The organism is Armatimonadota bacterium, from assembly GCA_016223145.1.
Lineage (GTDB): Bacteria > Armatimonadota > Fimbriimonadia > Fimbriimonadales > Fimbriimonadaceae > Nitrosymbiomonas.
The window spans coordinates 1-26518 of sequence record JACRPN010000020.1; the positions used below are offsets into that span (position 1 = coordinate 1).

Annotated in this window: 25 protein-coding genes; 9 read left to right on the plus strand and 16 right to left on the minus strand. The window is 61.3% G+C overall.

All coding sequences use genetic code 11. The annotated features are described in order from the left end of the window. The 8 genes from HZC36_15085 to HZC36_15120 all read right to left on the minus strand — a co-directional run. Window positions 1–397 (minus strand): hypothetical protein (locus HZC36_15085; protein ID MBI5708306.1); only part of this gene is annotated, 397 nt, incomplete at its 3' end. Between the two features lie 6 nt (window positions 398–403). After that, entirely contained in the window at window positions 404–2308 is a 1905-nt protein-coding gene (locus tag HZC36_15090; protein ID MBI5708307.1) for a hypothetical protein, read from the minus strand. A gap of 30 nt (window positions 2309–2338) precedes the next feature. Beyond that, entirely contained in the window at window positions 2339–3181 is an 843-nt protein-coding gene (locus HZC36_15095; protein MBI5708308.1) for a hypothetical protein, read from the minus strand. A 21-nt stretch (window positions 3182–3202) separates the two neighbouring features. After that, window positions 3203–5233: a CHASE2 domain-containing protein gene (locus tag HZC36_15100; GenBank protein MBI5708309.1), complete on the minus strand. Its 2031-nt coding sequence runs from the start codon at window positions 5231–5233 to the stop codon at window positions 3203–3205. Between the two features lie 46 nt (window positions 5234–5279). After that, window positions 5280–5981, minus strand: a complete 702-nt coding sequence (locus HZC36_15105; protein ID MBI5708310.1) for an SGNH/GDSL hydrolase family protein — start codon at window positions 5979–5981, stop codon at window positions 5280–5282. 232 nt (window positions 5982–6213) lie between these two features. After that, window positions 6214–7098: a hypothetical protein gene (locus tag HZC36_15110; protein MBI5708311.1), complete on the minus strand. Its 885-nt coding sequence runs from the start codon at window positions 7096–7098 to the stop codon at window positions 6214–6216. Then, entirely contained in the window at window positions 7095–7799 is a 705-nt protein-coding gene (locus tag HZC36_15115) for a LamB/YcsF family protein (GenBank protein ID MBI5708312.1), read from the minus strand. Before HZC36_15115 ends, HZC36_15110 begins: the two co-directional genes overlap by 4 nt. Beyond that, window positions 7796–8440, minus strand: coding sequence for a carboxyltransferase domain-containing protein (locus tag HZC36_15120; GenBank protein ID MBI5708313.1), 645 nt, complete (start codon window positions 8438–8440; stop codon window positions 7796–7798). Before HZC36_15120 ends, HZC36_15115 begins: the two co-directional genes overlap by 4 nt. Before the next feature lie 30 nt (window positions 8441–8470). On the opposite strand from HZC36_15120, the gene HZC36_15125 reads away from it, so the two are divergent. From HZC36_15125 to HZC36_15160, 8 genes are all read left to right on the plus strand, one after another. Beyond that, window positions 8471–9406, plus strand: coding sequence for an aldo/keto reductase (locus HZC36_15125; protein MBI5708314.1), 936 nt, complete (start codon window positions 8471–8473; stop codon window positions 9404–9406). 65 nt (window positions 9407–9471) lie between these two features. Beyond that, window positions 9472–9852 (plus strand): dUTP diphosphatase, encoded by a 381-nt coding sequence (dut, locus tag HZC36_15130; protein MBI5708315.1) that lies wholly within the window; start codon window positions 9472–9474, stop codon window positions 9850–9852. Further along, the gene (locus tag HZC36_15135; protein ID MBI5708316.1) at window positions 9803–10885 is read left to right on the plus strand and encodes a tetratricopeptide repeat protein; all 1083 of its coding nucleotides are present in this window, start codon (window positions 9803–9805) and stop codon (window positions 10883–10885) included. The genes dut and HZC36_15135 overlap by 50 nt, the downstream gene beginning before the upstream one ends. A gap of 165 nt (window positions 10886–11050) precedes the next feature. Then, entirely contained in the window at window positions 11051–13039 is a 1989-nt protein-coding gene (locus HZC36_15140) for a hypothetical protein (protein ID MBI5708317.1), read from the plus strand. Between the two features lie 40 nt (window positions 13040–13079). Then, window positions 13080–14873, plus strand: coding sequence for a family 10 glycosylhydrolase (locus tag HZC36_15145; GenBank protein MBI5708318.1), 1794 nt, complete (start codon window positions 13080–13082; stop codon window positions 14871–14873). Between the two features lie 16 nt (window positions 14874–14889). Beyond that, window positions 14890–16167 (plus strand): serine--tRNA ligase, encoded by a 1278-nt coding sequence (gene serS / locus HZC36_15150; GenBank protein ID MBI5708319.1) that lies wholly within the window; start codon window positions 14890–14892, stop codon window positions 16165–16167. Window positions 16168–16169: 2 nt separating this feature from the next. After that, window positions 16170–16505 carry a tRNA-binding protein gene (locus HZC36_15155; protein ID MBI5708320.1) on the plus strand — a complete coding sequence of 112 codons (336 nt, stop codon included), beginning with the start codon at window positions 16170–16172 and terminating at the stop codon, window positions 16503–16505. Window positions 16506–16583: 78 nt separating this feature from the next. After that, the gene (locus tag HZC36_15160; GenBank protein ID MBI5708321.1) at window positions 16584–17033 is read left to right on the plus strand and encodes a hypothetical protein; all 450 of its coding nucleotides are present in this window, start codon (window positions 16584–16586) and stop codon (window positions 17031–17033) included. Window positions 17034–17130: 97 nt separating this feature from the next. On the opposite strand, the gene HZC36_15165 is transcribed toward HZC36_15160, so the two are convergent. From HZC36_15165 to HZC36_15175, 3 genes are all read right to left on the minus strand, one after another. Beyond that, entirely contained in the window at window positions 17131–17922 is a 792-nt protein-coding gene (locus HZC36_15165) for an alpha/beta hydrolase (protein ID MBI5708322.1), read from the minus strand. Window positions 17923–17995: 73 nt separating this feature from the next. Beyond that, entirely contained in the window at window positions 17996–19477 is a 1482-nt protein-coding gene (locus HZC36_15170; GenBank protein ID MBI5708323.1) for a glycogen synthase, read from the minus strand. A 117-nt stretch (window positions 19478–19594) separates the two neighbouring features. Further along, a complete protein-coding gene (locus tag HZC36_15175) occupies window positions 19595–19978 on the minus strand; it encodes a RidA family protein (protein ID MBI5708324.1) in 384 nt (127 codons plus the stop codon). 54 nt (window positions 19979–20032) lie between these two features. Between HZC36_15175 and bcp the strand changes: the two genes are divergently transcribed. Continuing rightward, a complete protein-coding gene (gene bcp, locus HZC36_15180) occupies window positions 20033–20479 on the plus strand; it encodes a thioredoxin-dependent thiol peroxidase (protein MBI5708325.1) in 447 nt (148 codons plus the stop codon). A 232-nt stretch (window positions 20480–20711) separates the two neighbouring features. Here the strand turns inward: bcp and HZC36_15185 are convergent, their stop codons facing one another. The 5 genes from HZC36_15185 to HZC36_15205 form a co-directional block, all read right to left on the minus strand. Continuing rightward, window positions 20712–21854 (minus strand): hypothetical protein, encoded by a 1143-nt coding sequence (locus HZC36_15185; protein ID MBI5708326.1) that lies wholly within the window; start codon window positions 21852–21854, stop codon window positions 20712–20714. Window positions 21855–21898: 44 nt separating this feature from the next. Beyond that, window positions 21899–22408 (minus strand): hypothetical protein, encoded by a 510-nt coding sequence (locus HZC36_15190; protein MBI5708327.1) that lies wholly within the window; start codon window positions 22406–22408, stop codon window positions 21899–21901. A gap of 4 nt (window positions 22409–22412) precedes the next feature. Continuing rightward, a complete protein-coding gene (locus tag HZC36_15195; protein MBI5708328.1) occupies window positions 22413–22808 on the minus strand; it encodes a hypothetical protein in 396 nt (131 codons plus the stop codon). Window positions 22809–23004: 196 nt separating this feature from the next. Then, window positions 23005–24735 (minus strand): carbohydrate ABC transporter permease, encoded by a 1731-nt coding sequence (locus HZC36_15200; GenBank protein ID MBI5708329.1) that lies wholly within the window; start codon window positions 24733–24735, stop codon window positions 23005–23007. A gap of 52 nt (window positions 24736–24787) precedes the next feature. Continuing rightward, window positions 24788–26218 (minus strand): ammonia-forming cytochrome c nitrite reductase subunit c552, encoded by a 1431-nt coding sequence (locus HZC36_15205; protein MBI5708330.1) that lies wholly within the window; start codon window positions 26216–26218, stop codon window positions 24788–24790. Between the last annotated feature and the right edge of the window lie 300 nt (window positions 26219–26518).

The window sequence follows — 26518 nt, forward strand, 5'->3', positions numbered from 1 at the left end:
AGACAGCGGAATTGACAACGTCGGAGTGGCCCTCTAGCTTCATCAGCTCTCTGCCCGTCTCTGCATCCCAGACTCGGGCGGTTTTGTCATAGGACGAAGTCAGGATTCGCCTTCCGTCGGCCGAATACACAGCGGAATTGACAACGTGGGAGTGGCCCTCTAGCTTCATCAGCTCTCTGCCCGTCCCTGCATCCCAGACTCGGGCGGTTTTGTCGTCGGACGATGTCAGGATTCGCCTTCCGTCAGCCGAATAAACAGCGGAACTTACCGAAAACGCATGACCTGTTTGTGGGACCAAGTGGAGCTCCGCGCCGTATGGCGACTGAACCCCGAAGCTAAGGCCGTGGCCGGGATTGGGTGCGCCCAGAAACGAAACGAGAAGTGCTACAGCCAACAATTCTCCTCATCTCCTCCCGAACAGCTTCGTGATCGTGTACGGGTTGAAGCCCAGATAGAAGTAGTTTGCGCCGGCGTTCAGATTGCGGCCGTAGCCGATCCAGATCTGGTCGTTCAGCAGCGTCATGCTGGCCGCAATCCCGAGCTCAAACCGCTGATCGTCGTTGAAATCCAGCATCGAGAACGAAAGCCCGATCCCCGGGTTGAACGAGCTATTCCAGAAGTCGTTGCCCTTCATCCCCACATGGTAGTGATAGCCTAGCCCCACCGTCGGCTCCCAATTCAAGCTCCTTTCTATCTTGGAACGCGGGTCCACCAAGAGCATCCCGCCGCTCGCCATCCAGTAGCCCCCATAGGCCTCCACAGCGAGCGTCTGTATGCCCGATTCGATCTCCTTGCCGGGTTCTCCCGTCGGCTTGCCGTCCTTGATCTCCGGCTCGCTGAGCGTAGCCCTCAGCACCAGCTTGTCGCCGGGACGTCGTGACCCTGAGAGCTCTTGCATGTCGAGTTCGGTGTCAATCGGCTCGTCTGCCTTCAGCGTCTTCGCAACCAGGTCCTTGCCTTCCAATGAGAACCGCTCTGAAAGCAGGAGTGCCGCGACCAGCTTGCCGATTGCGGCATCAAGGCCCTGGGCCGTGCTGTTCATCTGGGCAAACTGCTGCAGAAAATCCTGCGCCATTCTCCGGAAGAAGGCGATCGAGTCCTGCTGGACCGTACCGGGCGCGGCCTGCGAGAAGCTCCCGAGGTTCGCGGCAATGCGCCCCAGCAGGCTTGGCGACTCCTTGACAAAAGCCCAGAGGTTTTTGGTAAGCCCATTGAGTAGTCCTGCGAAAAGCTGGATCGCCTCGGCCTGGCTCGGCGCCTGACCAATTTCGGAGGCCCGCAGAGGCTGCAGCAGCGCCTGGAGCATGCGAACGTCCTTGAGCAGCGGCCCGACACCCTCTTCACCCGAGACCTTGAGTTGCTTCAGCAGCTTCTCGCACTCTTGGTCCAAGACACCGATGTTCAGCCTCCTGGAGACCCGTTCAAAGGCTGTCGCCACGGACTGGTGGGCTTGGCTGGCAGTCTTGGCCAAATCCGCCGCTTTGTAGGCGTTGAGCGAATCGAAGATCTCTTGCGCCGCCAGGAGTTCCTGTACCGTGCGGGGATCCATCACCAGGCGATTACGGGCAAATGGCTTTCGCTCGCCCGCAACGAGCTTGTCATAGCCCTCCAGGTGAACCTGTTGCGCCACTCCAAACGGTGTCACGAGGTGGGCGCTCATCGTCAGCATCACGTTTGGAGCGTTGGCCACCGCGCCTTCCAGCAATTCGCGAATCTCATGTGCCGTGTCCTTAGCGGCAACTTCGAATGCTCCCAGACCTTCGCTCGGATCGCCGTCCAAGCTCGCTGCGATGTCGGCCAGCATGGCGGCCGCCAGTCCCTTACCACCCTTGAGCCGGGAAACGGCCATGCGGCGAAACTCGGCCATGCTCTGCTTTGCAGCCATAGCCTTGGCTTGCTCGTCCTGAGTGTCCCCGCCCGCGCCGGCAAGGCCTACTGTTGACTCCTTCAACGGGTCAACCGTCGCGGCGTTGATCTCCGAGAGCCGGAGTTGAACCTCTTGCTTTTGCGCGCCGACCAAGATCTCCGCCGTCGTACGCAGCGCCTCCACTTCGTCCGCAAAGCTCCTGACCTGCCCTTTCGACGCGGGCTGAACCAGCTCGGCGATGTGTCCATAGAGGCCCTGCGCGTCCCACTTGAGCGCCACCCGGGAGTCAATCTCGACCGCTTTTGAGGGCACGCCCTGGCCCTTGGCTAGGCGGCTTGCGGTCGGGCCGGATTCCAGCACCTGCAGAAAGTCGGTCAGGCGGCGAGGGGCTCCCTGAGGTTGTGCTGCGATGGCGATGAGGCTGAGGATCGTGGTCGTCATTGGCTTAGTCTCATGGGTGTCTCTGAAGTATCAGCTACCGAAGACGCCCTTGAGCTCCTTCAACTTGTGGGCGGCCGTTTCCTTGAGCCCATTCGATTCAAGCGAGCGAATTAGCTCCAACTCAGCAAGAAGATCGTTGCCTCGTGAGGTGCGGCGGCGGAAGTCGGCAAGCATGGCGTCCTCAGAGGACTTCGCCATCAAAGCAACCGGTCTGCTGATGGCGCGTTCTCCGTTCAGGAGCTTCGCTTCGAGAAGCAAGGCTATGTCAGGATAGGCAGCCCTCAAGCCTTCCAGGCGTTTTGAGAGGGCTGCGGACATGAAGGGGCCCTTGGCCGAGACTGTATCGGAAAAGACTGCTTCGCCGCTCTTTGCCGATCCATCGAAGACCGCAAGAATCCTCAAAGAATAAGTGCCCACGGCCCACTCGGGGGGCAGGATCGTGAAGTAGCCGCAGGAGGCTTGGGAGGCATCCAGCGCTTCCGGGGCTCGGCCGCCTTTCCTTTTGACCGCCGCCTTAACGGCTGCTTTTGCCGGATCATTGCCACCGGTCAACAGGACCCAAAGATCTTCTTCAGCCGAAGTGAGCAAGACAGGCACCTTCTGCCATATAGGTTGAGGCAGGAAGGTCTTCTTCTTGCCGGTTCGGCATGTCACGACCAGCTTTCCTCCCAAAGCACACCGCACAAGATCGCCTGAAAAGAGGAGCATGCCGCGGTTGCTCTGTTTGAGTCGGACAACCGCGCCCCCAGGCCGCTTCAGCTCAACTCCACCCTTGATTTCAGCAATCGTTCCCGCTTTGAAGCGAGCTCCCTGGCTAAGGCATCCAAGCGCCAACAGGAGAGCGGCTATGATGGCTCGATTGAGGTTCGGCATGGTTTGCTCCCCGATCAGGTACTAAACGCGTGGCCCTCCAGGCGCGCTACGAAATGCCCAGCGCTCAATCAGGACCAGTACGCGTTGATGAAGTGTTGGATGGAACGCCAGCAAGAATGCGACAAGCAAGTACTCGGTCCACAGAATCTGCCACCTTGCCGCCAGCATCCCGCCTCCAACTAGTAGAATAGCGACGGCGCCGGCCGTTGCCAGGTTCGAAGCAAGGGAACCGGAAACCTGCCTTGAATGGGCGATCGTGCGCCTAAGGGAAACCTGTGACACCAGGAGAACGAAGGCGCCGGCCAATATGGCGAGCAAACTGGCAAACCAAGGCCTAAACTCGTACAGGGGCGAGTTCGTCTCCGTCACCACAGCCATGGCATGGAAATACGGGCCGTACTCCCGCTCGCCTGTGACCGGCATGGTGAACTGGTCGAACTCGTCTTTGCTCGAACCGATCAAGACCGACTTTCCTTTGATCTTCTCACGCAGCCGGTCTCCCCTAAGCATCGGCGCGGTTGCCTGTGCCTCAATTCGGTCGGCTTTGATTCTGGACAGGCACGCCGTATTCAAGAGAAACTCACGGCCTTCCAGCACCTTCCCCTTCAATGCATCCGACGGCCCGTCCTCAGTTCGAAGAGGGCGAATTGCATCCCCAAATTCGCTGTATCGTTCCAAGAATGGGCTTCCCACTGGCCGGGTCTCTCCGAATTGAGCCAGATAGGCGTTGGCCAATGCGTGGGACAGTGAGGGGATGCGCATTCCCGTTTCAGATTCAGACTTCGTTCCAATGGCACCACTTTCCGGGCCTGGGATGGTGATGTCCCCGATTGCCAAGACCTGGCCGTTTAGCGCGTCATCGGGCCTAAGCGGGTGAACGACCAGGTCAGAGTAGCCGGGCCCCAGGAAGTCATCCTTGTTCTGGAACTCAAGGTGCTCCCGCACCGCCAGGTAGACCGGGATGCCCGAGTCTGTAAGCTGTTTGGCTGTCTTGAGCACGATTTCGGCCTCGTCCAGGTAGCGCAGTTCGCGCGCGCCGTCTGAGCTTGCAGGCGCATTCTCTACGCTGTGGGCGCCAAAATCAATGTCTATGGCGACCGCGGCAGGCTCAAGGTCGGCAACCTCCAGGAGCAACGACTTTAGGTTGTTCAAATCTGTAGCCCCGTCCGGCTTGTCAAACCGCTTCTCGATGTCCACAAACGTCACCGGCAAGCTTCGATTTCCGTCTGTGACGCTAGCCACGAGGCGTTCATAGCCGCTAAGCCTCATTTTTCTGCCGAAGTCCGTGTGCTCCATCAGGGCATGGAGCGCCAGCGCCACGGGAATCAGCGCCAGGCCCGCCAAGGTCTCGTAACGCAGGTCCCTCAGCCGATGCGCGATGACTCGGACGGAGGCCACAGGGACTTTGGACAACGTGAGCGCCCGGGCGTGCAGCGCAACAGCACGCCTCTGATACCTGGCGAGGGGGTCGGTTTCGTTTGGCTTGTCGGAGTAGCGGTACAAATGGAGCACTTCGCCGTGCTTGACGGCCACTTCGCCAATCGAGCCAAACTTGGCCGAAAACTCGGGAGCCTCCCGAAGGAACTCAACCGCCCGTTGTGTGAGCACAATCTCACCCGGGGCGCATCCAGTCAAGGCGCGAGCAGCGTTATTGATGCCTTCCCCGGCCATGTTCCTACCTCCCGCAATGTCTGGATCAACCTCGTCGAGAGCCCCGATATGAACGGCCATTCGGACCTTGAAGCCGCCCTGCCTGCCGACCAAGGTCCTCAGTTCGAGCGCGCAGCGCAAGGGGCTCAGGGGATCCTTGGAAAAGGAGAACACGAAGCCGTCACCCGCAGGAACCGCCGTCACTTGTCCCGCAGATAGGGCGGACGCGTACGTGGGGCACTTGCCTGCGAGAGATGTCAGGCGGGCCACGACATCTGCTTGCTCAATCGTTGGACGGAGACTGTATTCGACGATGTCAACGGCCAGCACAAAACCTACGGTCAGCGATGCGCGTTGTGGCGCCTGCTTCGCGGACGGCTGACTGCGCTTGGGCTTAGCCATGTCGGTCAAGACAGTTTAGGAGGAGTTTTGCTTTGGCGTCAACCTTCTACTCTGGATCATGAATGCCAAAGAACGGCATTAAGGCACTTAGGACGATTTTATGGCCTTCTCGGTTGGGATGGTTGGATTGCGACATCAGTGATTCCCATGAAGCGCCGCCGTCGTGCGCTCTTAGGAATCCGGCCAATGAATCCGCGACGCCCACGCGAAGCTGCGACGCCAGGTCCCGAATCTGGGATGCGTGCTGAAAGAGCGGGTCTTGGGAGTTTTGGGGGTCCACTCCGAGGTCCCAGGTTGGGGTCAAGAAGATAACCTTCGCGCCCGTTTTCAAGGCGGCCTCAGCCATGGAGGTCCAGGAGGCCTTGGCCCGATCAAGACCGATGCGGCGGTCGTTGAGCCCGTAGTCCATCGTGACCACATCCGGTCTGAGCGCCAAAACGTCCCTGTCGAATCGAGCCGCTCCCTGTTCGGAGTTCTCACCCCCGATCGCCGTCACGATCACGTTCACAACCGCCTTCGGAAACTTCTCTTTTATGGCGCGGTGCAGCAAATGCGGATAGGCGTCGAAGCTGCGTACCTCGGGGGTCTTGAAATAGCCCGCAGGCACGCTGTGGCCGTGACAGACTATTGTCACAGTCCGGTTTGCCGGCCATTCGGCTGAAAGGAGCTTGACGAGATCAGCGCTGAACGCCTTGGGGCTGGCGACCTGGAGCGGCAACAGCGAGGCGAACGCGAGAAGCGGCAGCATCGTCCTAAGCTACCTCAAGGGTTCGAGGCCGCACGGATGCGGCCGAAAGGCTGTGGTTAGGCAACGCAGGCGTGACGATTGCGCCCCATCCGGTTGTTCGGTGCCTGGAAAGGTCGCAATCAGCGCTGAGAGGAGCAGGCGAGACGCCTGCCCTACGACTGCTGTTGGGGTTCAATGAGAGGCCGCAGTCTGGAGATGAAAGCTGCAGCCTTGCTACGTTCGGCTCTGGGGTTCACGCCCTCGCGCTAAGACGCAGCATCCGGCATCGAGCTTCCAGGCGATCACGCCACCCTTGTGTGATGGCTCGGGCTTCATCCAGAGAGATCGCCGCAATAGCGACATGCTCCCCAACCCCCAGCTGCCCCACCCGGCCCATATCGGCTCCGCACAGGAACCCCAGGCGCCGGTAACCCCCGATGGTGGGGCCGTCCGGTCCCAGAATCAGCAGACCGCCGCCGGGGGTCCACTGTATCGTGCCAGGGACGACCGGCTCGCTGGCGCGTTCCTCAAGTTGGGGCGGCGGAAACCCCGCTAGCCGCACACCTCGCCGGTCGCTGTCGAGCTCAACACTGCCGACATGCGACTCTGCCTGGGCAACGACGCCAGAGGGAAGGTCGGGCTCAGGGACGTACCGGAGAGGAGCAGATTTCAGCGAAACAAGAGTCGTCGCGAGCACTGCAGGACTCAAATCCAGATTTGCCCGACGCGGAGACTGAAGCTCTGATCCATAAAAGACCGCCTCGCCGGCATGGCCCCCCCATCCACCCTGAACGCACAGATAGGCGCGAACCCCCGCCTCGAACGCCCCAACCTCCAGCCGCTCACCCGTCTCCAAGCCAAACCGGGACTGGGGCGCCAACCTGCGGCCACCGACGGAAACGAGCCCGACGGCGCCCACCAGACTTAGGGTCAGCGGCGCTTCGGCAAGAAACATACCGCCCATGAGCGTGAGTTCAAGGGCGAGGGCGTCGGGAGCGTTCCCCAACAGTGCGTTGCCCAGAGCCAGAGACTCCTGATCGAACGCGCCGCCGGTGGGAACGCCAAAGTGCCGCCTGCCCGGTTGGGGCGCTCCTTGCAGCGTCGCACTGCCGCCGATCTTGAGCACTTTCAGGCTCAATAGCCGACCTCGTATCCGGAGTCCTCCAGAGTCCTGTGCACCATCTCGGCGAACTCAAGACACCCGGGCGTGTCGCCGTGAAGACAGATGGAGTCCACCTCCGGCGCCAGCCTCAACACCTGGGCCGCGATCTCCTTTGGATCATGGAGCACTGCTCCGGGCTCCGAACGCGGCATCAGGGTGCCGTTGGGCAAATAGGCGCGGTCGGCGAAGCCCTCTTCAATAACCTTCCGGCCAGTCATCCGAAGGGCCCCGACAAGTTCAGACGCTCCGAGAAGTACGAAGGGCAGACCGGAAACATCTGCCAGTACCACTGTTCGAGCGTGAACAGCTTGTTCTCTGCTTGCGGACAGTTCAGCTTCAGACATTGCCAAAAGGTTGTACCAAGCGCCATGCGGCTTGACGTACTGAGCGGCGCCAGTAACCAGGAAGCGGGCGATCTGTCGAAGCAAACTGAGATTCCAGTTCTTTAACTCGTCTTCCTCCGGCATCCGCCGACCCATGCTTTCCCGATCCGGGAACCCCGGGTGCATTCCTATTCGCACCCCCTTGCGCCTGCAAAGCTCGATCGTCTCAAGCGTCAGGTCCCACGAGCCCGCGTGCTCGCCGCAACAAACGTTGGCACTCGACGCAAATTCAAGCAGCGCCTCATCGTAAGGAAACCCCTCGCCGATGTCCACGTTGAGGTCCACCTTCCTCAAAGGCGCTCCCCCTCTCGCTCTCCAAACTCCACACGGCTGATCCGCGAAAACCGGACCCGATCTCCTGCCTCAATCGGGAAGTAGTCCTCCTCGACGCAGACAAGTTCGAGCGGCGTCTGCCCGATCAGCCACCAGCCGCCGGGGGTGGGCAAGGGATAGGCCGCCGTTTGGCTCCCCGTGATCCCAATCGACCCCGCTTCCACCCGCTTTCGCGGGCTGGACAACCTGGGAAGGCCTTGAAGAGCGACGGGAAGGTCCCCCAGATAGGCAAAGCCGGGGCAGAATCCTACGGCAAAGCACTCGTAGGTCCCGCCCGAATGCAAGTCAGCGATTTCCTCGCTTGAGAGCCCCAAACGATCGGATACCTCTTTCAAATCTGGCCCTAGCTCGTAGCACACCGGAACCTTGTGCTCCCTCGGCACGCTCCGCGGAGCAGAAAGAGCCCTTTCGACCCCCTGCTGAATCACCTCGGCCGGCGGTGGCGGGGTGCCAAAGCTGAGCCCAACCGACTCATAGGAGGCCACTACGTCCTCCAGCGACTCGATCCCTGCCTGGCGAAGGCCCGCAGCGACCGCACCAGCCGCGCCTCTTGGCAGGTCCGTCACGCGCCAACCCCATTCTCCCATTGGGCTGATCCGCACGAAAACCAGTATGAAGTGATAGGATAGAGCATGGCTGTTTCCAGGCGAGACGTTTTGCAGAAGGGAAGCGCGGCCGCTGCGGGCTTGGCGCTCACTGCCGTCATCCCCGCAAAGGAGCAATCCGCACCCTCACAGCGCTCCAAAATGCCGACCCGAAGTTTCGGCAAGACGGGCCGAAAGGTGTCTATTCTCGCTCTTGGGTCGGCAGAGCTCCCGAGCGGCGAGGCCACGGTCAAGGCCCTCAACGAGATGATCGACGCCGGTGTGAACTACTTCGACACCGCGCCGAGTTACCAGGGGGGCAACAGCGAGATCACCATAGGACAGGTGCTCAAGACCCGGCGAGAACAGGTCTTTCTGGCTACCAAGACCCTGGGCCGAAACGCCGACGCGGCCTATCGCGAGGTCCATGAGAGCCTCAAGCGGCTCCAGACCGGCCACATCGACCTTCTTCAGATCCACTCGATCAACGACATGGGCACGCTCGACCAGGTCCTCAGCAAGGGCGGGGGTGTGGAGGGACTGGAACGCGCCAAGAAGGAGGGCCTCATCCGCCACATCGGCATCACGGGCCACACGCGCCCCGAAGTCATCTCGAAGGCGCTGGACCGGTATCCGTTTGAGTCCATCCTTGTGGCCCTCAGTGCCCTGGACGCGAGCCTGAACGACTTTGCCGCCGAGGTCGTCCCCAAAGCCAAGAAGCTGGGAATCGGGGTTGTCGGGATGAAGGCGCTGAAGGGAATCGAGCGCGTGGATCGGTCCTTCGACTACGCCCGGTTCATGCGCTATGTCTGGTCGCTGGATGTCTCGACGCTGACGGTCGGGGTCCGTCAACTTCCGGAAGCCGCAAAGAACGTCGCTGCGGCGCTCGCCTTCAAGCCGATGTCCGCAGATGAAAAGGCGGCCTTCGCCAAGGAGATGGCGCCCCACGCCAACGCCAACAACCTCTGGTGGAAGCGGCAGTGATTGAGTCTCGTTCTCGCGTTCGCCTTGAGTTTTCCGTTGCTTCTGGAGCTTCGGCGCCCGAATACATGACCCCTGGCGCTGCGGGCATGGACCTTCGGTCGGTCGAAGAAGTGGTGCTCAAGCCGCTTGAGCGCCGGCTCGTCCCGACCGGTTTGCGCGTGGCGATTCCGGAAGGATATGAGGGGCAGGTGCGCCCACGCTCGGGGCTGGCGGTTCGGCACGGCATCTCGATGGTGAACACGCCGGGCACGATCGACTCCGACTATCGAGGCGAAATCAAGGTGCTCTTGATCAATTTGGGCGATTCCATCGTCCAACTCGAAAAGGGCGAGCGAATCGCGCAGTTGGTGATCTGTCCCGTCGTCAGAGCGGAAATCGCCGTTGTTGAGTATTTGGATGAAACGGAACGAGGAGCAGGAGGTTTTGGGAGTACCGGAAAGCACTAGGTCTGCGGTTTGCCCCAGGTGCTTTGCCGACCTGGCGTCTGGCGCGGAGTATTGCCCGGAATGCGGCGCTCCGATCGCCGATACCGGCTCGACGAACGCCAGCGACGCCCTCATCTACCCCGAGCTTGCCCGCGTGAACCTGCTTCGCATGCGTGGCGACTACCCAAACGCAGAGCAGATATGCCTAAGCATCCTCCGGCGCTACCCCAACAATGCCACCGCGAACGGCCTCCTCGGCGACATTAACCTGGAACGGGGCGAACTCCAGAGCGCCATCGAATGGTACGAGTTGGCTCTTGACCTCACGCCGGAGGACGAGGGCGTCAGGCAGAAGCTCGCCCAAGCCCAGACCCGGCTGACGGACCAAGAGGCGCTCTCCACAGCCAAGCATCTCGGATTGCCGACGTCGCGCCCGAAGATCGGCCTGTACGTCGCGACCGTGCTTCTCGCCATCGTACTCATCAGCGCCTCGGCGTATGTCATCGGGACCAAGTCCGCCATGAATCCCCGGCGCGGGCCGGCAACGATCGACGCTCCCCTCGTAATCGAGCCGAAACCATCGAGCGGTGAGAACGGCAAAGGCGAGACCTCGGCGCCAGTCCCATCCGCTTCAAGCTTCGCTTCGACGATGACCGAAGAAGAGCATCAAGCCCTCCAGGAGGTCGTCCAGCGGCTGCCCGCCGAGGCGACCCAATTCCGCCTCATCGATATGCGCCTCGATCCGCGAAAGCCGAAAGATCGAGAGTCCGCGGTCCTCACCGCCGAACTTGTGTCGGATGGCGAGCCGGAGGCGTTGGCAAAGGTGTGCGCCGAGGCAGCGTTCGGCGCCATGCAAGATTTGGGCTCCATCGGCGTCCGCCTAATCAGGGATGGAAAGCTTGCGGCGTACTTCGTCTTTAGGGGAGGCGAAGGAGGCACCACGCTCACGGAAACTTGGCCCACCGCCCCGCCCACAAATGGCAGCCCGGACGCAACCGGCTCTGATGCCGCGGCGCCGGACTCAACAGGCAAGCAACCGGGAACCGAGCCTTAGTCCGTAGCGGGACCATTGAGAAAGGCCTGGGCCATGCCCCGCCCGGGTCGCTCACGCTCAAGAAATGGAGTCTCAGGCTCCCATCCGGCATAATGCAACGGCTCCTTTTTGGGACCTTTGTCGCTGGCCTGAAACTTCTGGCACTGCGCCCTGCGAATTAACACTATGCGTCGTTCCCTGTCCATTCTGGGGGCCTGTTTGGCCCTGCATGCCCTTGCGTCGGCCGACCACAACCGGATCCTGCCTGGCAAGCGGATCGCCGTTCCCCCCAGGGTCGATGGTGTGGTGGACGCCAAGGAATGGGAGAGTGCGGCCGCCTCAAGCGAGTTTGTGCATGTGCAGAGCGGGCAGAAGACGCCCTGGGATTGCACCATCTACGCCTGCTACGATTCGGAGAACCTCTATTTCGCGTTCACCAACCCCGACCCTCAACCCAGCCAAATCCGCGCCACCGAATACCGGCGCAGCGCCAGCCTCGACGGAAACGACTACAACATCATCCTCATCAACCCGTTTGGGACGCACCAGGGGCGTGACGTTTCACAGTTCAACGTTGGCGCCGGAGGCGGCATGGCCGCTCAATTCGCTGGGGGCCGTGCTGCCAAGCGCGAGTGGGAAGGAGAATGGGACGCCAAATCGCGCATCACCGAGCGCGGATGGGAGTGCGAGGTCCGCATCCCGTGGAAGATCCTGAGGCTTCCGGCTGGCGGACGGCGCGACATCGAGATCAATTTCGCCCGAGTCATTCCGCGGGCGCAGCTTGGGATCTCGTGGTGCGATATCGGCGACAACGAGCGCATGGACTACAACGGCAGTTGGGCTGGGGTCGAGATTCCAGCCATCGCCGAGGCAAGGGAGGTCCTGATGCTCCCGTATGTGATTGGCGGATACGACAAAGACGGCCAATCGGAGATCATCAATGCCGGCCTCGACCTGCGGCACCAGTTCAACTCCCAGATCACAGGGCTCGGCACGATCAACCCGGATTTCCGCAACGTCGAGGGGCAGGTGCTCGGACTCGCGTTTTCTCGCTTTGAACGCCTTGCCGATGAGAAGCGGCCGTTCTTTGTGGAAGGAAAGAACGAGTTCCAGCTCGGAGGCATGTCGGCTTCCCTGTTCTCGCCGCAGCGCATTCGATCCATCGATGTGGGCGCAAAGGCCTTCGGCAAGCTGAACGACAAGGACTCGTTCGGCACCCTCTTCACGGGGCGAATCGGGCACGAGTCGTCGGGTGTCGCCCGGTTTCACCGAGCCTGGGGAGACCAAGGCGGCGTGACGCTTGGCACCGTCTATTGGGACGACCCCGACGGCGGTGTCCGCAATCAGGCTTCCGAAGCGCTGGTGGTCCAACAGGGAAAGAATTGGGGTTGGGACTTCGTCTACGACGAAACGCAAGATCGAGACCGCGGAAAGGGCCGAAGGATGGACGTCGACCTGCTCTATCGGAACAACAACTCCTTCGCTAGCTTTGGCTATCAGGCGATCTCCGAGGACTTCCTTCCCCGCATCGGCTTTGCGCCTCGAACGGGCTACGAGGGCCTCAACGCGTTCTTCCAGTACCAGAAGGCGATGCAGAAGGGCGCTTGGAACGAGCTCCAGGTCCAGACCTTCTGGCAGGACTTCTCCAAGGAAAAGAGCAACGACGTGTACCTTCGCTCGTTGTGGACGTCTATCGAGGGCGTCACGCGGTCAGACCTCAACCTTCAGCTTGAGTTCAATTACGAGAACTACCTCGGAGAGGAAGCGCGCTTTGGAACCTTGGAGGCGAAGTATCCCGACAACGATCCCTACCACAGTTACCGGCTGAGCTACACTTCCGGCTCGGTTGGGACCACGCCCTACAGCCTGTGGACTGCTCGTGCGAACTACCGCACCAACTCCAAGATCACCTTCACCCCGGCCCTGCAGTTCGAGCGCTTCGGGTCGACGCTCCAGGAGCAGCACATCCTGGGCGTCTCTTACGAGATCGACCAGCACCAGTCGATCGGGGGCCGCGCGGTCATCCGCGACAAGCATGTGAACTGGTACATGGCCTATCGCAAGTCGGGGAACCTGGGCGCGGAGTATTACTTGATCCTCGGGGACCCGAACGCCGAGAAATTCCAGCAGCGGATCATCGTGAAGGCGGTGTTTCCCGTGAACTGGAAGCTCTGATCGGGAAGGGAGGGGGCTTCCCTGTCTCGAATTCAGAGCCATGCTCTTGGTTTCACACTTGGCGCTCTTACTGCTCGCAGGTCCAGATCTGACGCCACAAGGGCCTTCCAACGCGCCGCGGTTTGATAGGGTCTATCCGCTGCCAGGGCTCAGCGGCGTGATGGCCGACCAGGTGCTGTACCGCCAGGGCCTCGCAGCCTCCTTTGCCCGCTCGCAGGGGCGCCAGGCGCGGGTCCTTTGGGTGGACTGCACTGCAAACATCGACCGCTACAACACCGAGGAGAAGGTGCGTACGCTAATCGCAAAGGTGAAGGACGCCGGGTTCAACACCCTGGTGCTCGACATCAAACCGATCAGCGGCGAGGTGATCTACAAGAGCAGCCTCGCTCCCAAACTCAGAGAATGGCGCAGCTTCAAGCTGGCCGAAGACTACGATGCGCTCGAAGTCATGTGCCGCGAGGCGAAAGCGGCGGGCCTTTCGTTTCTGGTGAGCCTGAACGCCTTCAGCGAGGGCCACCGGATTACCAAGACCGGACCTGGCTACGCCACTCCAGAACTGCAATCCGTGCTCTATGAGCCTCTGCCAACGCTGTTGATCGGCGACGCTTCCTTTCCGGTCTGGCCAAGAGTCAATGAGCCGCCCGCCTCGGCCGAGATGCTCAACGCCTACACGACAAGTGTTCTGCTCCCGGCGCCGAAACCCGGCCGCTTCGCGATCGCTCTCACGAAGGAGGGGAGGATTGTCGACGGCTACGCGGGCGGTGGCGTTCCAGGCTCCACGATCACGATGCCGGCCGGCGGAAGCATCGTCATCGGCGAAGGAAGCGGAAGCGAGTTTCTCCGTCAGCATGCGACGCCCGGCGCCTATGCCGCAATCGAGGTCAAGCCGCTCTTCGTGCCCACTTCGGCGAGGCCCGAACAGCAGATTCCACTGATGATGAACCCCAACGACCCTCGCGTCCAGGAGCGCGCGCGCGCCATTCTGAAAGAGGTCGCAACGAACTACCCGATCGACGGGATCATCTACGACGACCGGCTCCGATATGCGGGCCTCAATGCCGACTTCAGCGCTGCCTCAAGGGTGTCCTTCGAGAAGTTTGTCGGAAAGAAGCTGGCGTGGCCAGGCGACATCTATACCTATCACTATACCTTCAACTGGACGCGCGGCATCACGCCTGGACCCTTCTTTCAGGCCTGGCTGGAGTGGCGCGCCTCGACGCTCCGCGACTACGTTCGCAGCGCTAGAGAAGCCGTCAAAGCGGCGCGCCCGAGCGCCCTGTTTGGCGTGTATGCCGGTTCCTGGTTCGGCGAGTACGCGAACTTGGGTTCGAATTACGGTTCTCCGGAGAATGAGGCGGGTTTCTGGTATCTGACCGACCGCTACCGCAAGTTTGGTTTCGCAGGGGAACTGGACTTCTTGATTACCGGCTGTTACTACGCAACGGCGACAATCTTCGAGGCAATGCAGCGCAGCACTTCGCTTGGCGCAACGGTGGAGTACGCCGGTTACCTCAGTTCCCAGGTCGCACGAGACCAAACCTGGACCTATGCCGGGCTCTCCCTAAGCGACTTCAAGGGCAACCCGGTGGGCCTTGCGCAAGCGCTCCAGGGCGCCTGCGTCAACACCACAGGGGTGATGGTCTTCGACCTCTCACACGACATCGAGCCGATGTGGCCGTTGTTCAAGCAAGCGTTCAGACACCCGAGGCGGCCACCCCACGAGGACCCCAATTTGACTGCTGAATTGAGGCGCCGATCGGCCTCACTGGATCGCGCCGGCCTCCGCCGCCCTCCCGTCATTATCGCCGCAGGTCTGCCCGGAACGGGCCAATAAAGGTACAAAAAGACCCATGCTGGACCGTCAGTTCATCCGCAACAACCCCGACGCCGTCAAGGCCGGCGCACGAAAAAAGGGCATCGACGTCCCGATCGACGCCTTTTTGAAGGTTGACGCCGACTTTCGCGCCCTCCGGGCCCGCCTCGACCTGCAACGTTCGGAACTGAACACCGCCAGCAAGGCCATCGGGCAGCTCATGGGCCAGGGCAAGAAGGAGGCCGCGGAAGCTGAGAAGGCTCACGCTAAGGCGCTGAGCGACTCCATAAAAGAAGGGGAAGGCGAGGAGCGCGACCTTGAGCAGCGCCTGCGGGACCTTGAGCTCGACTTTCCAAACATGCCCCACGAGTCCGTCCCCGAGGGCCTAACCGCAGACCGCAACGTGGTGGTGCGCGCCTGGGGCGAAAAGCCGTCCTTTGAATTCGAGCCAAAGGCCCACTGGGACCTCTGCACGGCGCTCGGCATGATCGACCTGGAACGCGGCGCAAAAATCTCAGGCAGCGGGTTCGTGGTTTATCGCGGCTGGGGAGCAAGGCTTCAGCGATCCCTCTTCAACTACATGGTGGATGAGCAGACCTTGAGGCAGGGGTACGAGGAGATCTACCCGCCCTACATGGTGAATTCCGCGAGCCTGATGGGAACGGGGCAGCTTCCCAAGTTCGGGTCGGAGCTCTATCGGGCCGACGACGACCTTTGGATGATCCCCACGGCGGAAGTGCCGGTGACGAACCTCTACCGAGATGAGATCTTGGAGCCGTGGCAGCTTCCGATGAAGTTTGCCGCCTTCTCCGGGTGCTTCCGCCGGGAGGCGGGCGCTGCAGGCAAGGACACGCGGGGCATCCAGCGCGTGCACGAGTTCGATAAGGTGGAGCTGGTCAAATACACGACCCCCGAATCGAGCTATGACGAGCACGAGGCGCTGACAGCCGACGCCGAAGCCATCCTACAGGCGATGGGGCTCCACTACCGAGTGGTGCTCTGTTGCGGCGGCGAGATGAGCGCGACCAACGCCAAACAGTACGATCTCGAAGTCTGGGCGCCAGGGATTGGGACCTATCTGGAGGTCTCCTCCTGCAGCAATTTCGTGGATTATCAGGCACGGCGAGCCAACATCCGGTTTCGCCGGGGCGCCGGTGAGAAGCCGGAGTTTGTGCACACACTCAATGGCAGCGGTCTGGCGTGCCCCCGGCTGTTTATCGCGATCGCCGAAACCTATCAGAAGCCCGACGGCGCTATCGAGATTCCAGAGCCTCTGCGCGGCTATATCGGAACGGACATGATCCTCAATCCCTGACCATGGAGCCGATCTCCTGGGACCACTTCGAACAGGTCGAATTGAGGGTCGGCACGATCATCCGCGCGGAGCCCTTCCCCGAGGCACGAAAGCCAGCCATTAAGCTGTGGGTCGACTTCGGCGAGTTCGGCATTAAGCAATCGAGCGCCCAGATCACGGTGCACTACACGCCCGAAAGCCTCGTCGGCAGACAGGTTCTCGGCGTTCTGAATTTCGCCCCCAAACGCATTGCCGGATTTGAGTCTCAGGTGCTCGTCACCGGGTTCGCCGATGAAGGTGGCGCGGTGATTCTTGCGGGCCCCGAGCGCCCTGTCCCGAACGGGACCAAGTTGTTTTGACAGGTTTTTGCGGGCTTCCTAAAGAACCGTAGGAATACGCGCCGACTATTAACCTTGGATTCCAGGAGGGACACCAGGATGAAACAGTTTCTATCGATCTGTGCGCTGAGCGCGCTTCTCGTCAACGCAGCCTTTGCGCAGAAGGCCACCACCAAAGCTGCCGCCCTCAAGAGCGAGCCAGGCACGGTCTGGCAGGGCAGCAACACCAAGAAGGCTGAAGCCAGCCACGCCAAGCCCGGCGCCCATGTCGACGGCGACAAGTCGATGACCAAGAAGGACGCCATGTGCTGCCAGCCGTGCGCCTGCAAGGACGGCGCGAAAGCCGCCAAATGGACGGCCGTGGACCCGTGGGGCAAAGCTCACATGAGCTTCAAGATCTTCGTACCCGGCAAGGGCTACGAGTTCTACGCTAACAAGAATGTGGCGATCGAGGCCTTCAACAACTATTCCGACCAGGGCATGAAGGTTGGCCAGATCCAGAAGATCTCCAACAAGATCTGGACGCCGATCAAAGCCCAGAAGGCCTAGACCTTCCAGTCAGGCAAATCGCCCCGAATCCAAATGCACGAGGGCTGCGGCTATCCGCAGCCCTCGTGCTTGCGTCTTGGGCCCCGAGCTTCAAAACTCAAGGAGCGACTGCCGCCAGCCACTCATCCACGTTCTTCCAATAGAAGGCCGACTGTTTGCACTTTTCCGGAATCAGCGCTGAGGCGCCGTGGACTCCCCCTTCGATCCACACGATCTTGGCTTTGCCGTCCCCATGTTCCTCGGTCGCGAAAAACAGCTTTTTCAGCGACTCTTCGGCTTCTTCCGCAGTACCGGCGTAAAGGTGCGGCACGTCGATGCGCTGAGTCCAGATATAAGGCGTGCGTTTGTCCTCGAAGTACTCCCCCGGAGAGAAAGCCAGGATGCCGGCCAAGTCGTTTCCGTGATCCAGCGCTAATCTGATCACCAGACTCGCCGAATAGCTGCTGCCGCAGGCGAGGATGGTCTCATACTTCTTTTGCTTTGCCCAGGCCAAGGCGGCCTCCAGATCGGGATAGGCGTCCATGTATCCCTTTCCACCCTTTGCTCCAGCAGCAGTCCTGTTCTGATAGCCAAAGAGGTCGCCGCCCGAACGCTGGTCGATCGCCAGAACGTCGAAGCCCTTCTCGACGAACTTGGGAGCGATCTTGGCGTATTCCCACGAACTCGAGCCAGCCTGGTGGAAACACAGGACCACTTTCTTGTGCCCGCCCGACTTGGCCTCGAAAAATTGGCCAAAGACCTTGACGCCGTCGGCGGCCTCGAGGGTCGTCTCGGTGGCCCCGGCCGAGGGCTTGTCCGCAGGTTTGGCGGCGTTGGCGGTACCGTCGCTTCCGCAGCCCGCCAGCACACAAGCCGACGCCAACAACATCAGAGCGAGGCATGATCTCATGCGGCTATTATGCGCCGCCCACCGTACTGTTTAGGCCACAAATGTGCCCCGTCATCTCGACAAGCATTGAGAGTCAGGCGCTTCGAGGCGCGGTTCGCCCGGGGCGTCCGAGCGCCCGCACGGCTACATTTCTCGACGCGACGGCGCGCTCGTAGAGGGTTTCGTATTTCCTGGCACTCTCTCCCCAACCGTAGTCCGCTCCAAAGGCTGCACGCTGCATCTCGTTCCATCGAGCCTTTTTGCGGTAAGCGGCACCAGCTCTGGCGAGGGCTTGCGCCAGCGCTGCAGGGCTGGAATCCTCGAACACAAAGCCGTTCACACCGTCGGTGACCGAGTCTGCAAGTCCCCCAGTCTTGCGCACCACCGGCAGCGTGCCGTAGCGCATGGCGATCATCTGCCCCAGCCCGCAAGGCTCAAAAGCGCTGGGCATCAAAAACAGATCGCACCCGGCATAGGCTCGCTGGCCCAGGACAATGTCGAAGCGTTCGGCAAAGCGAACATGGTTGGGGTACCGCCTCGCGGCCTGATCGAATTGGTCCGCAAGCCAAGGATCTCCCACTCCCTGAACGAAAAGCTGCATGGGCAGGGCGACCACCTCATCCAGCGCCGCCAAAAGCAGGTCCATGCCCTTCTGGTTGCTGAGCCGGCTCACAATCCCCGCGAGCGGCACACCGGGGATCGGTTCCATGCCGATCTCCCGCAGCAGCTCTGCACGGCAGATGGCCTTGCCTTCACGGTTGGCAGCGCTGTAGTTGGCCGGCAAAGCGGGATCGGAAGCGGGGTTGAACTCGTGACGGTCGATGCCGTTAAGGATGCCGGAAAGCCGCCCCCTCTCCTTGAGATGCCGCATGAGGCCCCAGAGCCCGCAGCCGTATTCCGGCGTCAGAATCTCCTCAGCGTAGGTCGGGGAAACCGTGTTGACCTGGTCGGAATACACCACGCCTGCCTTGAGAAAATTGAACGCCCCAAAGGTTTCGAGCTTGTCCCAAGTGAATAGCGACTGCGGCAGGCCCACGAAATCCAGAACGTCGTGCCCATAGATCCCCTGGTAGGCGAGGTTGTGAATCGTGTAGATGCTGGCGACCGAATCCCAGGAAGCATCGGCGCCCTCGCGCATGAGCACTGGCACCAGGGATGTGTGCCAGTCGTTGCAATGGACCACATCGGGCATCCAGCCCGTGCGCTTGCACGCCGCGAGGACCGCCATCGAGAAGAAGGCGTATTGCTCAAAGCCGCTCTGATAAACCTCTTGGCTCGATGCGGCAGAAGCAAACCGCTCGTGCCCACCGACCAGCCAGATCGGGACCGTGCCCAAGTTCAGCTCGCTGAGGTGGACGGTCCGCTCCCAGTGCCAGCCCGTCCCGACGGTAAAGGTCCCGTTGAGGGGATCAAGCTTCAGCGCGTGCTGCGCCTCGATCATGCCGTAGCAGGGCATAATCACGCGGACGTCGTGGCCAAGCTCCGCCAGAGCCTTGGGCAAGGAACCCGCCACGTCGGCCAGCCCGCCGACTTTGGCAAGCGGAGACACCTCTGCAGAAACGAACAGAATCTTCATTGACTCGCCAACCTCTCCTTAAATCCAGCCCGGCGCCTTCCGGGCCTCCGTTCAAGCTATTCCGTACCTGGCCGCGCAACAATCCGGTAGCGCTAACGGCTTGTACCCCAAAACTCCCTACGGCGCCATGGCGTCCGCTTCGATCTCCACAAGCCAATTGGGGTCGATGAATCCTGCCACCGCCACAAAGGTGCTCGCCGGGCGGATCTCCCCAAACACCTCGCCGTGAACCTGCGCCACAGCGATCCAGTCGCAGGCGTTGCGCAAGTACACCCGCGTTCGCACGACGTCGGTCTTCGAAAGCCCTGCCTCCGACAAAGCGCCCTCGATGATCTCAAGGCAGCGGCGGGCCTGGGGTCCCGCGCCGCCAGGAGGCGCACTCCCATCCGGCAAGATTGGGGCGGTGCCGGAAACGGACACCCAGTTGCCGACACGGACAGCGCGCGAAAAGCCGATCTGGGGTTCGAACGGGCTGCCGGAGGAAATGAGCACTCGGGACATGGCCCAAGTATGGCCCCGAGCGATTCCTGCCCAAATTGGGGTGCAATCTCGCCGATGATCGACGCTGGCCAACACTTCCCGGATTTTGAGCTCGAGGACCAAAACGGCAGGGTGGTCCGACTCGACGACCTGAAAGGATCGAAGGCCGTCATCTATTTCTATCCCAAGGACGATACGCCAGGCTGCACGACGGAGGCTTGCGAGTTCCGAGATCGAGCCGCGAACCTCAAGGGCGCCCAGGTTTTCGGCGTCAGCCCCGACCCCGCCAAGAAACACAAGAAGTTTGCCGACAAGTTTGGGCTGGGCTTTCCCCTCTTGGCCGACCCCGAAAAGAAGCTGATCGAGGCCTGTGGGCTGTGGGTGGAGAAAACGCTCTACGGGCGCAAGTACATGGGCGTCGACCGAACGACCTTCCTCCTGGACGAGAAAGGGGTGGTGGCGCGGGTCTGGCGAAAGGTGAAACCCGAAGGCCACGCGGAAGAGGTGCTTAGGGCGCTCTAGCTCGAGCATTGAGTCCCGCAGAGTTGCTCCGGGCGCTTTTTGCCCGATCATCACGCCTTTCAAGATTGCCGCGTGGCTACCCGATTGGGGGCCGCTGGGAAACGACCTCGGAGAGGTCAAAGAACGCTAGCCGGTGGTCGAGCGTAGCGAGACCCCGGGGTTGCGCCCACCCAATCATCCGCACCCTGGAGGGGTGTCAGAAGCTGAGCCGCGGATTTCCAAACACTCCCCATCAAGGGCCAGGCTGGCGTTTCGCCCTCGCTCTTCTGCGCCACCTTCGAATCAGGATCACCCCCACGACGGACACGACCACAACACCCACAGCCAGAAACTGAAGGCCATATTCCTGCAAGAGCCGCTGTGTCCTGGGGAGATCGAGTATGTGTCCCCTCGGCACTTCCTGATAGCCATTCCAAAACGACAAGTCCGTGTCCGGATGCCTTCCCGCCTTGAGGCGCTCAAGCATGAACTCGGTCCGGTGGGCGTGATATTCGTCTGATGCCCGACGGAGGCTGCGAAACGACTTCTCAAGATAAGGCAGCTCAGCGTCGTACGGCTGCCAGGACCACACCATCAGCCTCCCAGACTCCCATTCAGCAGCAAGCTCTTTTGAAAGCGACACTGCTCCTCCCTTCAAGAGCTCCTCGGCCCTCAGCTTCGCGAGGGTGGCAAGGTGAGAGTCCTTCTTCATGGACAGCGCTATTGCCAAGGCGTGAAAGAGGTCCGGGCTGCCCCATGCGTTGCCCAGCACCACCAATCCGGCGAGCCCTTTGATCGTGTCGCCTGGCTTCTCGCCTGGCGTCCGCGCCTTGTCAAGGTAACTCGCAAGCATGCTGCCGGGTGGCCGGAGCTTTACGTCGATCACCCACTCCATGGTCCGAAGCTGTGCCCTCTCCCGGCCGAAGTGGGCGTTGGGGTTGATCTCCAGAGCCTTGGCGATGAGGTCCCTTGCCTCCTGCGCCTCTCCGATGGCCTCCACCTTTGCGCCGCTGCGGAACCAGTGATGAATCTTGAAGGTGCCGAGGTTCGCGTAGTACCGGTACCAGGCTTCTTTGTTCAGGCTCTTGGGGAGGGTGTCGAGGACCTGACGCTTCTGTGCCATCCAAGCGATGGCTTCGAGGCTCTTTTCGAGGCGCTCGCAGGCGACTGCAGCGTCGTCGTAAGCATCAAGGTCATTCGGGTTCTTGGCCAATTCCGCCGTGACCCTCGCCAACCTCATCTGATAGTAGAGCGGCGGGTTCCTAGGGAAACGCCCCGTGATCGCGTCGACGAGGTCAAGTTTTCCCTGGGTTTCGGCCTCCAGCGTGTCGGTGTCCCAAAGGCAGGCTTGTGCTGCTGAGGGGAGAAGAAGGCCGAGGAAGGCCAGGAGCTTCATGGGTTTGCCTCCGTTTTGAGGACGGCGTTACGGCCATCAGATGTTCAGAAGTGGGTCCTTGGGTCTGGAGGAGGGCCGGTTGGTTGAGGCCTGCGAAGGGGCGGGCTGCCCGGCTTGCGGCCGATCTTGCCGCTCTGCCGAAGCAATAGATAGACCAGAGCGCCAAGCGCAATCGTGACGCGTAACTCCGACACAAAAGCAATGTGCGTGAACTCGTTCGCGGCAAGCGCAAGGCTGGCGATGATCCCTAGCCAATGCGCCCAGACCTTTCCATAGGCGATGCCGATCCCCGCCGCGATGTTCAGCGCCGAGGTTCCGCAAGCCGCCGCCGCATAGATCAGAAGCATCTGGCGCACCTTCTCGATCTCCTCAGGCTTGACCAGGTCGGTGACGAACGGTTGGTGGGCCAGCAGCGCAAAAAGCACCACCGGCAAGAGATTGACGAACAGGCTGGCAAATGTCAGGATTGCGATCGTGACGCCGACCGCGCGATCATAGTAGGCGCCGTCGTCGAGGTCGTCGTAGGGGTTTGCGCCGTCCCGCTTGATGATCATGGCATCACATGAAATCGTCCGTTTCGCCGATGAGGAAGATCATGAGGGCGTTCGCGCAGATGTCGATGATGTAAAGGATCATGAAAAGGAACGCGATCGGCCCTATGAAGGGAGCCGCCAGGACGGTAGTCAGAAGTCCAAGCCCCGAGAACACGATCTGGATCCAGCAGAGGATGTTCATGATGCCCCGGACGAGCTCGACCTTGAAGATGAGGCCAAGACCAACCGCGACCTTGAAGAGTGCATAGGCGAGTTCGGGGCCGAAGTCCTTCAAAACGGCGGACTGCACCACAGTGACCAGCGCCCCAACGATGTACCAGACAGCGACGCCGTAATAGGCAATGGGAACCCAGCGCGCCGGAGCAACAAGGGCCCGCCGCTTCTGGGTCGGCGCCGGCACCGGGCGCGGTACCTTTGAGACGTCGGCGCCGCAAAACTGGCAATGCGTGAATTGTGCAGGCAACGTTTGCCCGCAAGATGGACACTGGATCGTCATGCTTCGTTCCCCCGACTCAATCATACAGGATGATGCCCAACCTTGCATCTATGCCTAAACATAAAGATCCCCAGGCTGCGGCCGAAGTGGGAGATCAGGCTTACTTTCCACCAAGCCCGCTCAGGGTCACACCCTCGATAAAGTAGCGCTGCGCGAAGAAAAACAGAAGCAAAACGGGGGTCATCGCCATCGTAGCGAACGCCATCATGTAGCCCGGCTCGGCGGTCCGCTCCGACTGGAAGAGCTGGACGGCGTAGCTTACGGGCAGATTCTCCGGCGAGGTGACGTAGACCAGCGGCCCCATGAAGTTGTTCCAAGCGCCCACGAACGTCCAAATCGCGACCACGGCGAGCGCGGGCTTCACCTGGGGCAGCATGACCTGCCAAAAGGTCCTTAGGTAGCCGCAGCCGTCCATCTTCGCCGCGTCCTCGAGCTCCATTGGGATGGTCATGAAGAACTGGCGCAGCAGGAAGATGTTGAACGCCGAGCCGAAGAAAGCCGGCACCCAGATCGGCTTCAGCGTGTCGATCCACCCGAGCGAGCGAAAGATCAGAAACGTAGGAAGGAGCGTGACCGCCGCGGGCAGCATCATCGTGCTGAGGAGCACCAGAAACAGCGTGTTCTTGCCCGGAAAGCGCAGACGCGAAAACCCGTAGGCCACCACCGACGAGCTCAGGAGCGTCCCAAGCACGCTCAGGATCACGATCATGAGCGTGTTCTTCAGGTAGGTCAGACCCTTGTTGGCCTCCCTGGGCAGGTACTCCAGCGCTTCGGGATAGTTGGTCCACTTGAGCCCGACATTTCGGATCGGCTGGACCTCCGAGGGCAGCGCCACATAGGACCTGCCTTTCAGGGCGGCAGGCTCCATCACCTCCACCCGTCTCCGGCCGTCCTCAAGCTCCTTCAGGACCCTGCCATTGATGGCTTGGCCCTCGAGTCTGCCCGTCACCAATGGGATGTCCTTGGGGACTTCCTTGAGCGGAGGCTTGGCGACAAACGTCATGCCGCGCATGGACATCGGGCGCAGAATGTCGAGTTTGGCGGAGCCGTCAGGGTAACGCTCGACGATCGTGCCCTGAACGCCGGTCCCCCGATACTCGCTCTCGATCAGGGGGTCATCGGGGTCTTGATAGGGGACGGTCTGCTGGACCCTAGGAATCCATACAAGCCCAGTGGGTGAGGACATGTCTCGGTCCTCTTTGAAGCTGGTGATCAGGAGCCACGCAAAAGGAAGGCCGAAAACGCACGACCCGACGATCAGCGCGATCTGCGCCGCGGCGGCCTTGAAAGCCATGTGAAGCCTCACCGCCCGCTGCGACAGCACCATCCCCAGCACGGCGCCGACTGCCAGCAGAGCGAGCGCCCCCGCAGACACCGGCTGCAGGCCAATGCTCCCCCTGAGCAGAGTCACCGGGTCGCCAGTGCGCTTGAAAAGCACCCATGCCAGACCGGCGAGTCCCGCCTCGATCGCCGCCGAGCTCAGCGCCTTTTTGCGTGCGTCCGGATGGATCGAGAGCAAACCCTTGATCAAGGACAGGAGCGCGGCGGCCAAAAGCACTACGGCCATCCAGCCCAGAAACGGCATCACCAGCCAGGCGGCGGGCAGGTGGAACTGGGCGCCCCGAACCGGCGGAGGAGCCAGGCGATAGCCGACGAGAAGGAGCGCCCCAGAGGCCGCGGCCGAGAAGCCGGCAACGCGCGCTGCACGGCCCGAATCAAGACCGGCGGGCCTGAAAACGAACAGGAGCGCGGCATACAGGGTCCGGACCGCAAAGAGCCATCCGGCCCAGGCGGCCAAGGTCCCAAAAACGAATGAAGCTTCGGCGCTCACGCTATGCCTCTATCTTGCACCAGTCGCGAGCGCCGAAGCGAGCCGCAAGCGCCTATCTTGGCGGCTTTGCGGCAGCTGCAGCCGCTTCTTTGGCCTTCTGTGCCTCGACAAACGGCTTGATGTAGGCCTGAGCCGTCGTCTTGGCGGAGAACTCCGTTGGCCAGGCCAGAGGCGTATTCGCACCATATCGGCTCCGGATTCTCGACGCCTGAAGCCGGGACTCTTGGGCCAGGTCGACGGCCTTGGCCAGGATTCGCGCCGCCTCCTGAGGAGCGTGGAAACCCATCCCGTTGCTCGCCGCGATGTAGTCCCAATACATCTGCGCCTTTGAGACGGTCTTGCGCGCCTCATCGAGCTCGGAGTCCTTCGCTCCCAGCTTAATCGCGTCGCCGATCTCTAGATGAGCCGACACCAGCGCGGTCTCGGCGCGGTCCAGCAATTCCCGGTTCTTGTCCTGAATCGCGTAGACCCGGTCCTTGATCTGCTTCTCCGTCCACCCGTGGCAGTTCGCGCAGACCTTGTCGATGTTGTAGAGCGGGCTGCGGACCTGGTGCGTCGTGTACTCCGCCTTGCCGTTCGAGACCCTCGGCATGTGGCAGTCGGCGCAGCTCACCCCCGCATAGGCGTGGACGCTCTCTTGATAGAGCTCATAGTCCGGGTGCTGCATCTTGACCATCTTCGCACCGCTGATCGGGTGGGTCCAGTCCGAGTGCCCGTTGCCCGCGTAGTACTTCTCGAAGCTGTCCGGCTTGACCCCGTCGTCCCAGGGGAAGGTGAGGTATTTGCCGGTTCCCTTGAAGTAGTACTCGACATGGCACTGGGCACAGACGAGGGTCTTCATCTCGGCTTTGGTGGCCTTGGCGATGTCCTTGCCCTGCCGCTCGAAGGCTTCGATCAGCGCGGGCCGCGAGATCTGCAGCGCGAACGTCTTCGGGTTGTGGCAGTCGGCGCATCCGATCGAGTTCTTGACCTCGGAATCGTAGTGGTCGAACTTGCCCGCGTAGAACGCCGACACGGTGTCGCGCACCATCAAGCGCGGAACATCGGGGCTCTTGCAGGACCAGCACGTGGCCGGGGTCTTGTCGTTTCGGCGCTTGGTGCCTTTCACGTCTTCCACGGCGTTGGCGTGCCCGCGAGCTTGATTGAACTCAAGCGAAAACGGGTATCCGGCGAAGAGGATCACAAGTTTGGGGTCAGACTCCAGGTAGTCGCGAAACCCGGAGCCCCCATAGCGGGTGTTGATGGCCGAACCCTTGGTGGCGAGCCAAGACTGGTATTGGTTCGTCTTGTACGACCACTTGGTGTTGTCGGATGAGCCTAGGGTGGATCGAAATCTGGCGGATGCGTCCGGTGTTTGGCCGATGGCATAGGCGGGTCTTTCGCCCGAGAGCGAGCCGATCACAAGCGCTCCAAGCATCAGCGCGAAGGCCCCGGGCCAAGAGTGTGCCGCCAGTCCGGCAAACCCACGAATCTTTGTTTGCATGACTGTTGTCCTCGAACGAGCAAGCCGACAACGAATGGGGGCTGTGCCGTTCCTCTTCCAAGTGTTCCTGACCGGGCCGCGAAGTGGACTATGACGGCGGTCATGCGACAACGATGTATAGATTCGTGATGCAGAGCGTTGCTCGCAAGTTTGCAGGGGCGACGGCTGCGGATGCCGCTATAATGGACTCCAATTCAGGAAGCATCCTGGTTCGAACCGGGACCTGGTATGGGACCGTTTGAAACACGGCTTCTGGCCAGTCGTCGGTATGCAACGTGACGGATCGACTCCGGAGGGCAT

Coding starts and splice junctions, on each gene's coding strand:
- HZC36_15135 (MBI5708316.1), top strand. CDS start 9,803: ATGAAACGGAACGAGGAGCAGGAGGTTTTGGGAGTACCGGAAAGCACT.
- HZC36_15190 (MBI5708327.1), bottom strand. CDS start 22,408: ATGATCATCAAGCGGGACGGCGCAAACCCCTACGACGACCTCGACGAC.
- HZC36_15170 (MBI5708323.1), bottom strand. CDS start 19,477: ATGAAGATTCTGTTCGTTTCTGCAGAGGTGTCTCCGCTTGCCAAAGTC.
- HZC36_15165 (MBI5708322.1), bottom strand. CDS start 17,922: ATGAGATCATGCCTCGCTCTGATGTTGTTGGCGTCGGCTTGTGTGCTG.
- HZC36_15205 (MBI5708330.1), bottom strand. CDS start 26,218: ATGCAAACAAAGATTCGTGGGTTTGCCGGACTGGCGGCACACTCTTGG.
- HZC36_15125 (MBI5708314.1), top strand. CDS start 8,471: ATGGCTGTTTCCAGGCGAGACGTTTTGCAGAAGGGAAGCGCGGCCGCT.
- HZC36_15155 (MBI5708320.1), top strand. CDS start 16,170: ATGGAGCCGATCTCCTGGGACCACTTCGAACAGGTCGAATTGAGGGTC.
- HZC36_15160 (MBI5708321.1), top strand. CDS start 16,584: ATGAAACAGTTTCTATCGATCTGTGCGCTGAGCGCGCTTCTCGTCAAC.
- dut (MBI5708315.1), top strand. CDS start 9,472: ATGACCCCTGGCGCTGCGGGCATGGACCTTCGGTCGGTCGAAGAAGTG.
- HZC36_15090 (MBI5708307.1), bottom strand. CDS start 2,308: ATGACGACCACGATCCTCAGCCTCATCGCCATCGCAGCACAACCTCAG.
- HZC36_15185 (MBI5708326.1), bottom strand. CDS start 21,854: ATGAAGCTCCTGGCCTTCCTCGGCCTTCTTCTCCCCTCAGCAGCACAA.
- HZC36_15145 (MBI5708318.1), top strand. CDS start 13,080: ATGCTCTTGGTTTCACACTTGGCGCTCTTACTGCTCGCAGGTCCAGAT.
- HZC36_15095 (MBI5708308.1), bottom strand. CDS start 3,181: ATGCCGAACCTCAATCGAGCCATCATAGCCGCTCTCCTGTTGGCGCTT.
- bcp (MBI5708325.1), top strand. CDS start 20,033: ATGATCGACGCTGGCCAACACTTCCCGGATTTTGAGCTCGAGGACCAA.
- serS (MBI5708319.1), top strand. CDS start 14,890: ATGCTGGACCGTCAGTTCATCCGCAACAACCCCGACGCCGTCAAGGCC.
- HZC36_15105 (MBI5708310.1), bottom strand. CDS start 5,981: ATGCTGCCGCTTCTCGCGTTCGCCTCGCTGTTGCCGCTCCAGGTCGCC.
- HZC36_15140 (MBI5708317.1), top strand. CDS start 11,051: ATGCGTCGTTCCCTGTCCATTCTGGGGGCCTGTTTGGCCCTGCATGCC.
- HZC36_15175 (MBI5708324.1), bottom strand. CDS start 19,978: ATGTCCCGAGTGCTCATTTCCTCCGGCAGCCCGTTCGAACCCCAGATC.
- HZC36_15100 (MBI5708309.1), bottom strand. CDS start 5,233: ATGGCTAAGCCCAAGCGCAGTCAGCCGTCCGCGAAGCAGGCGCCACAA.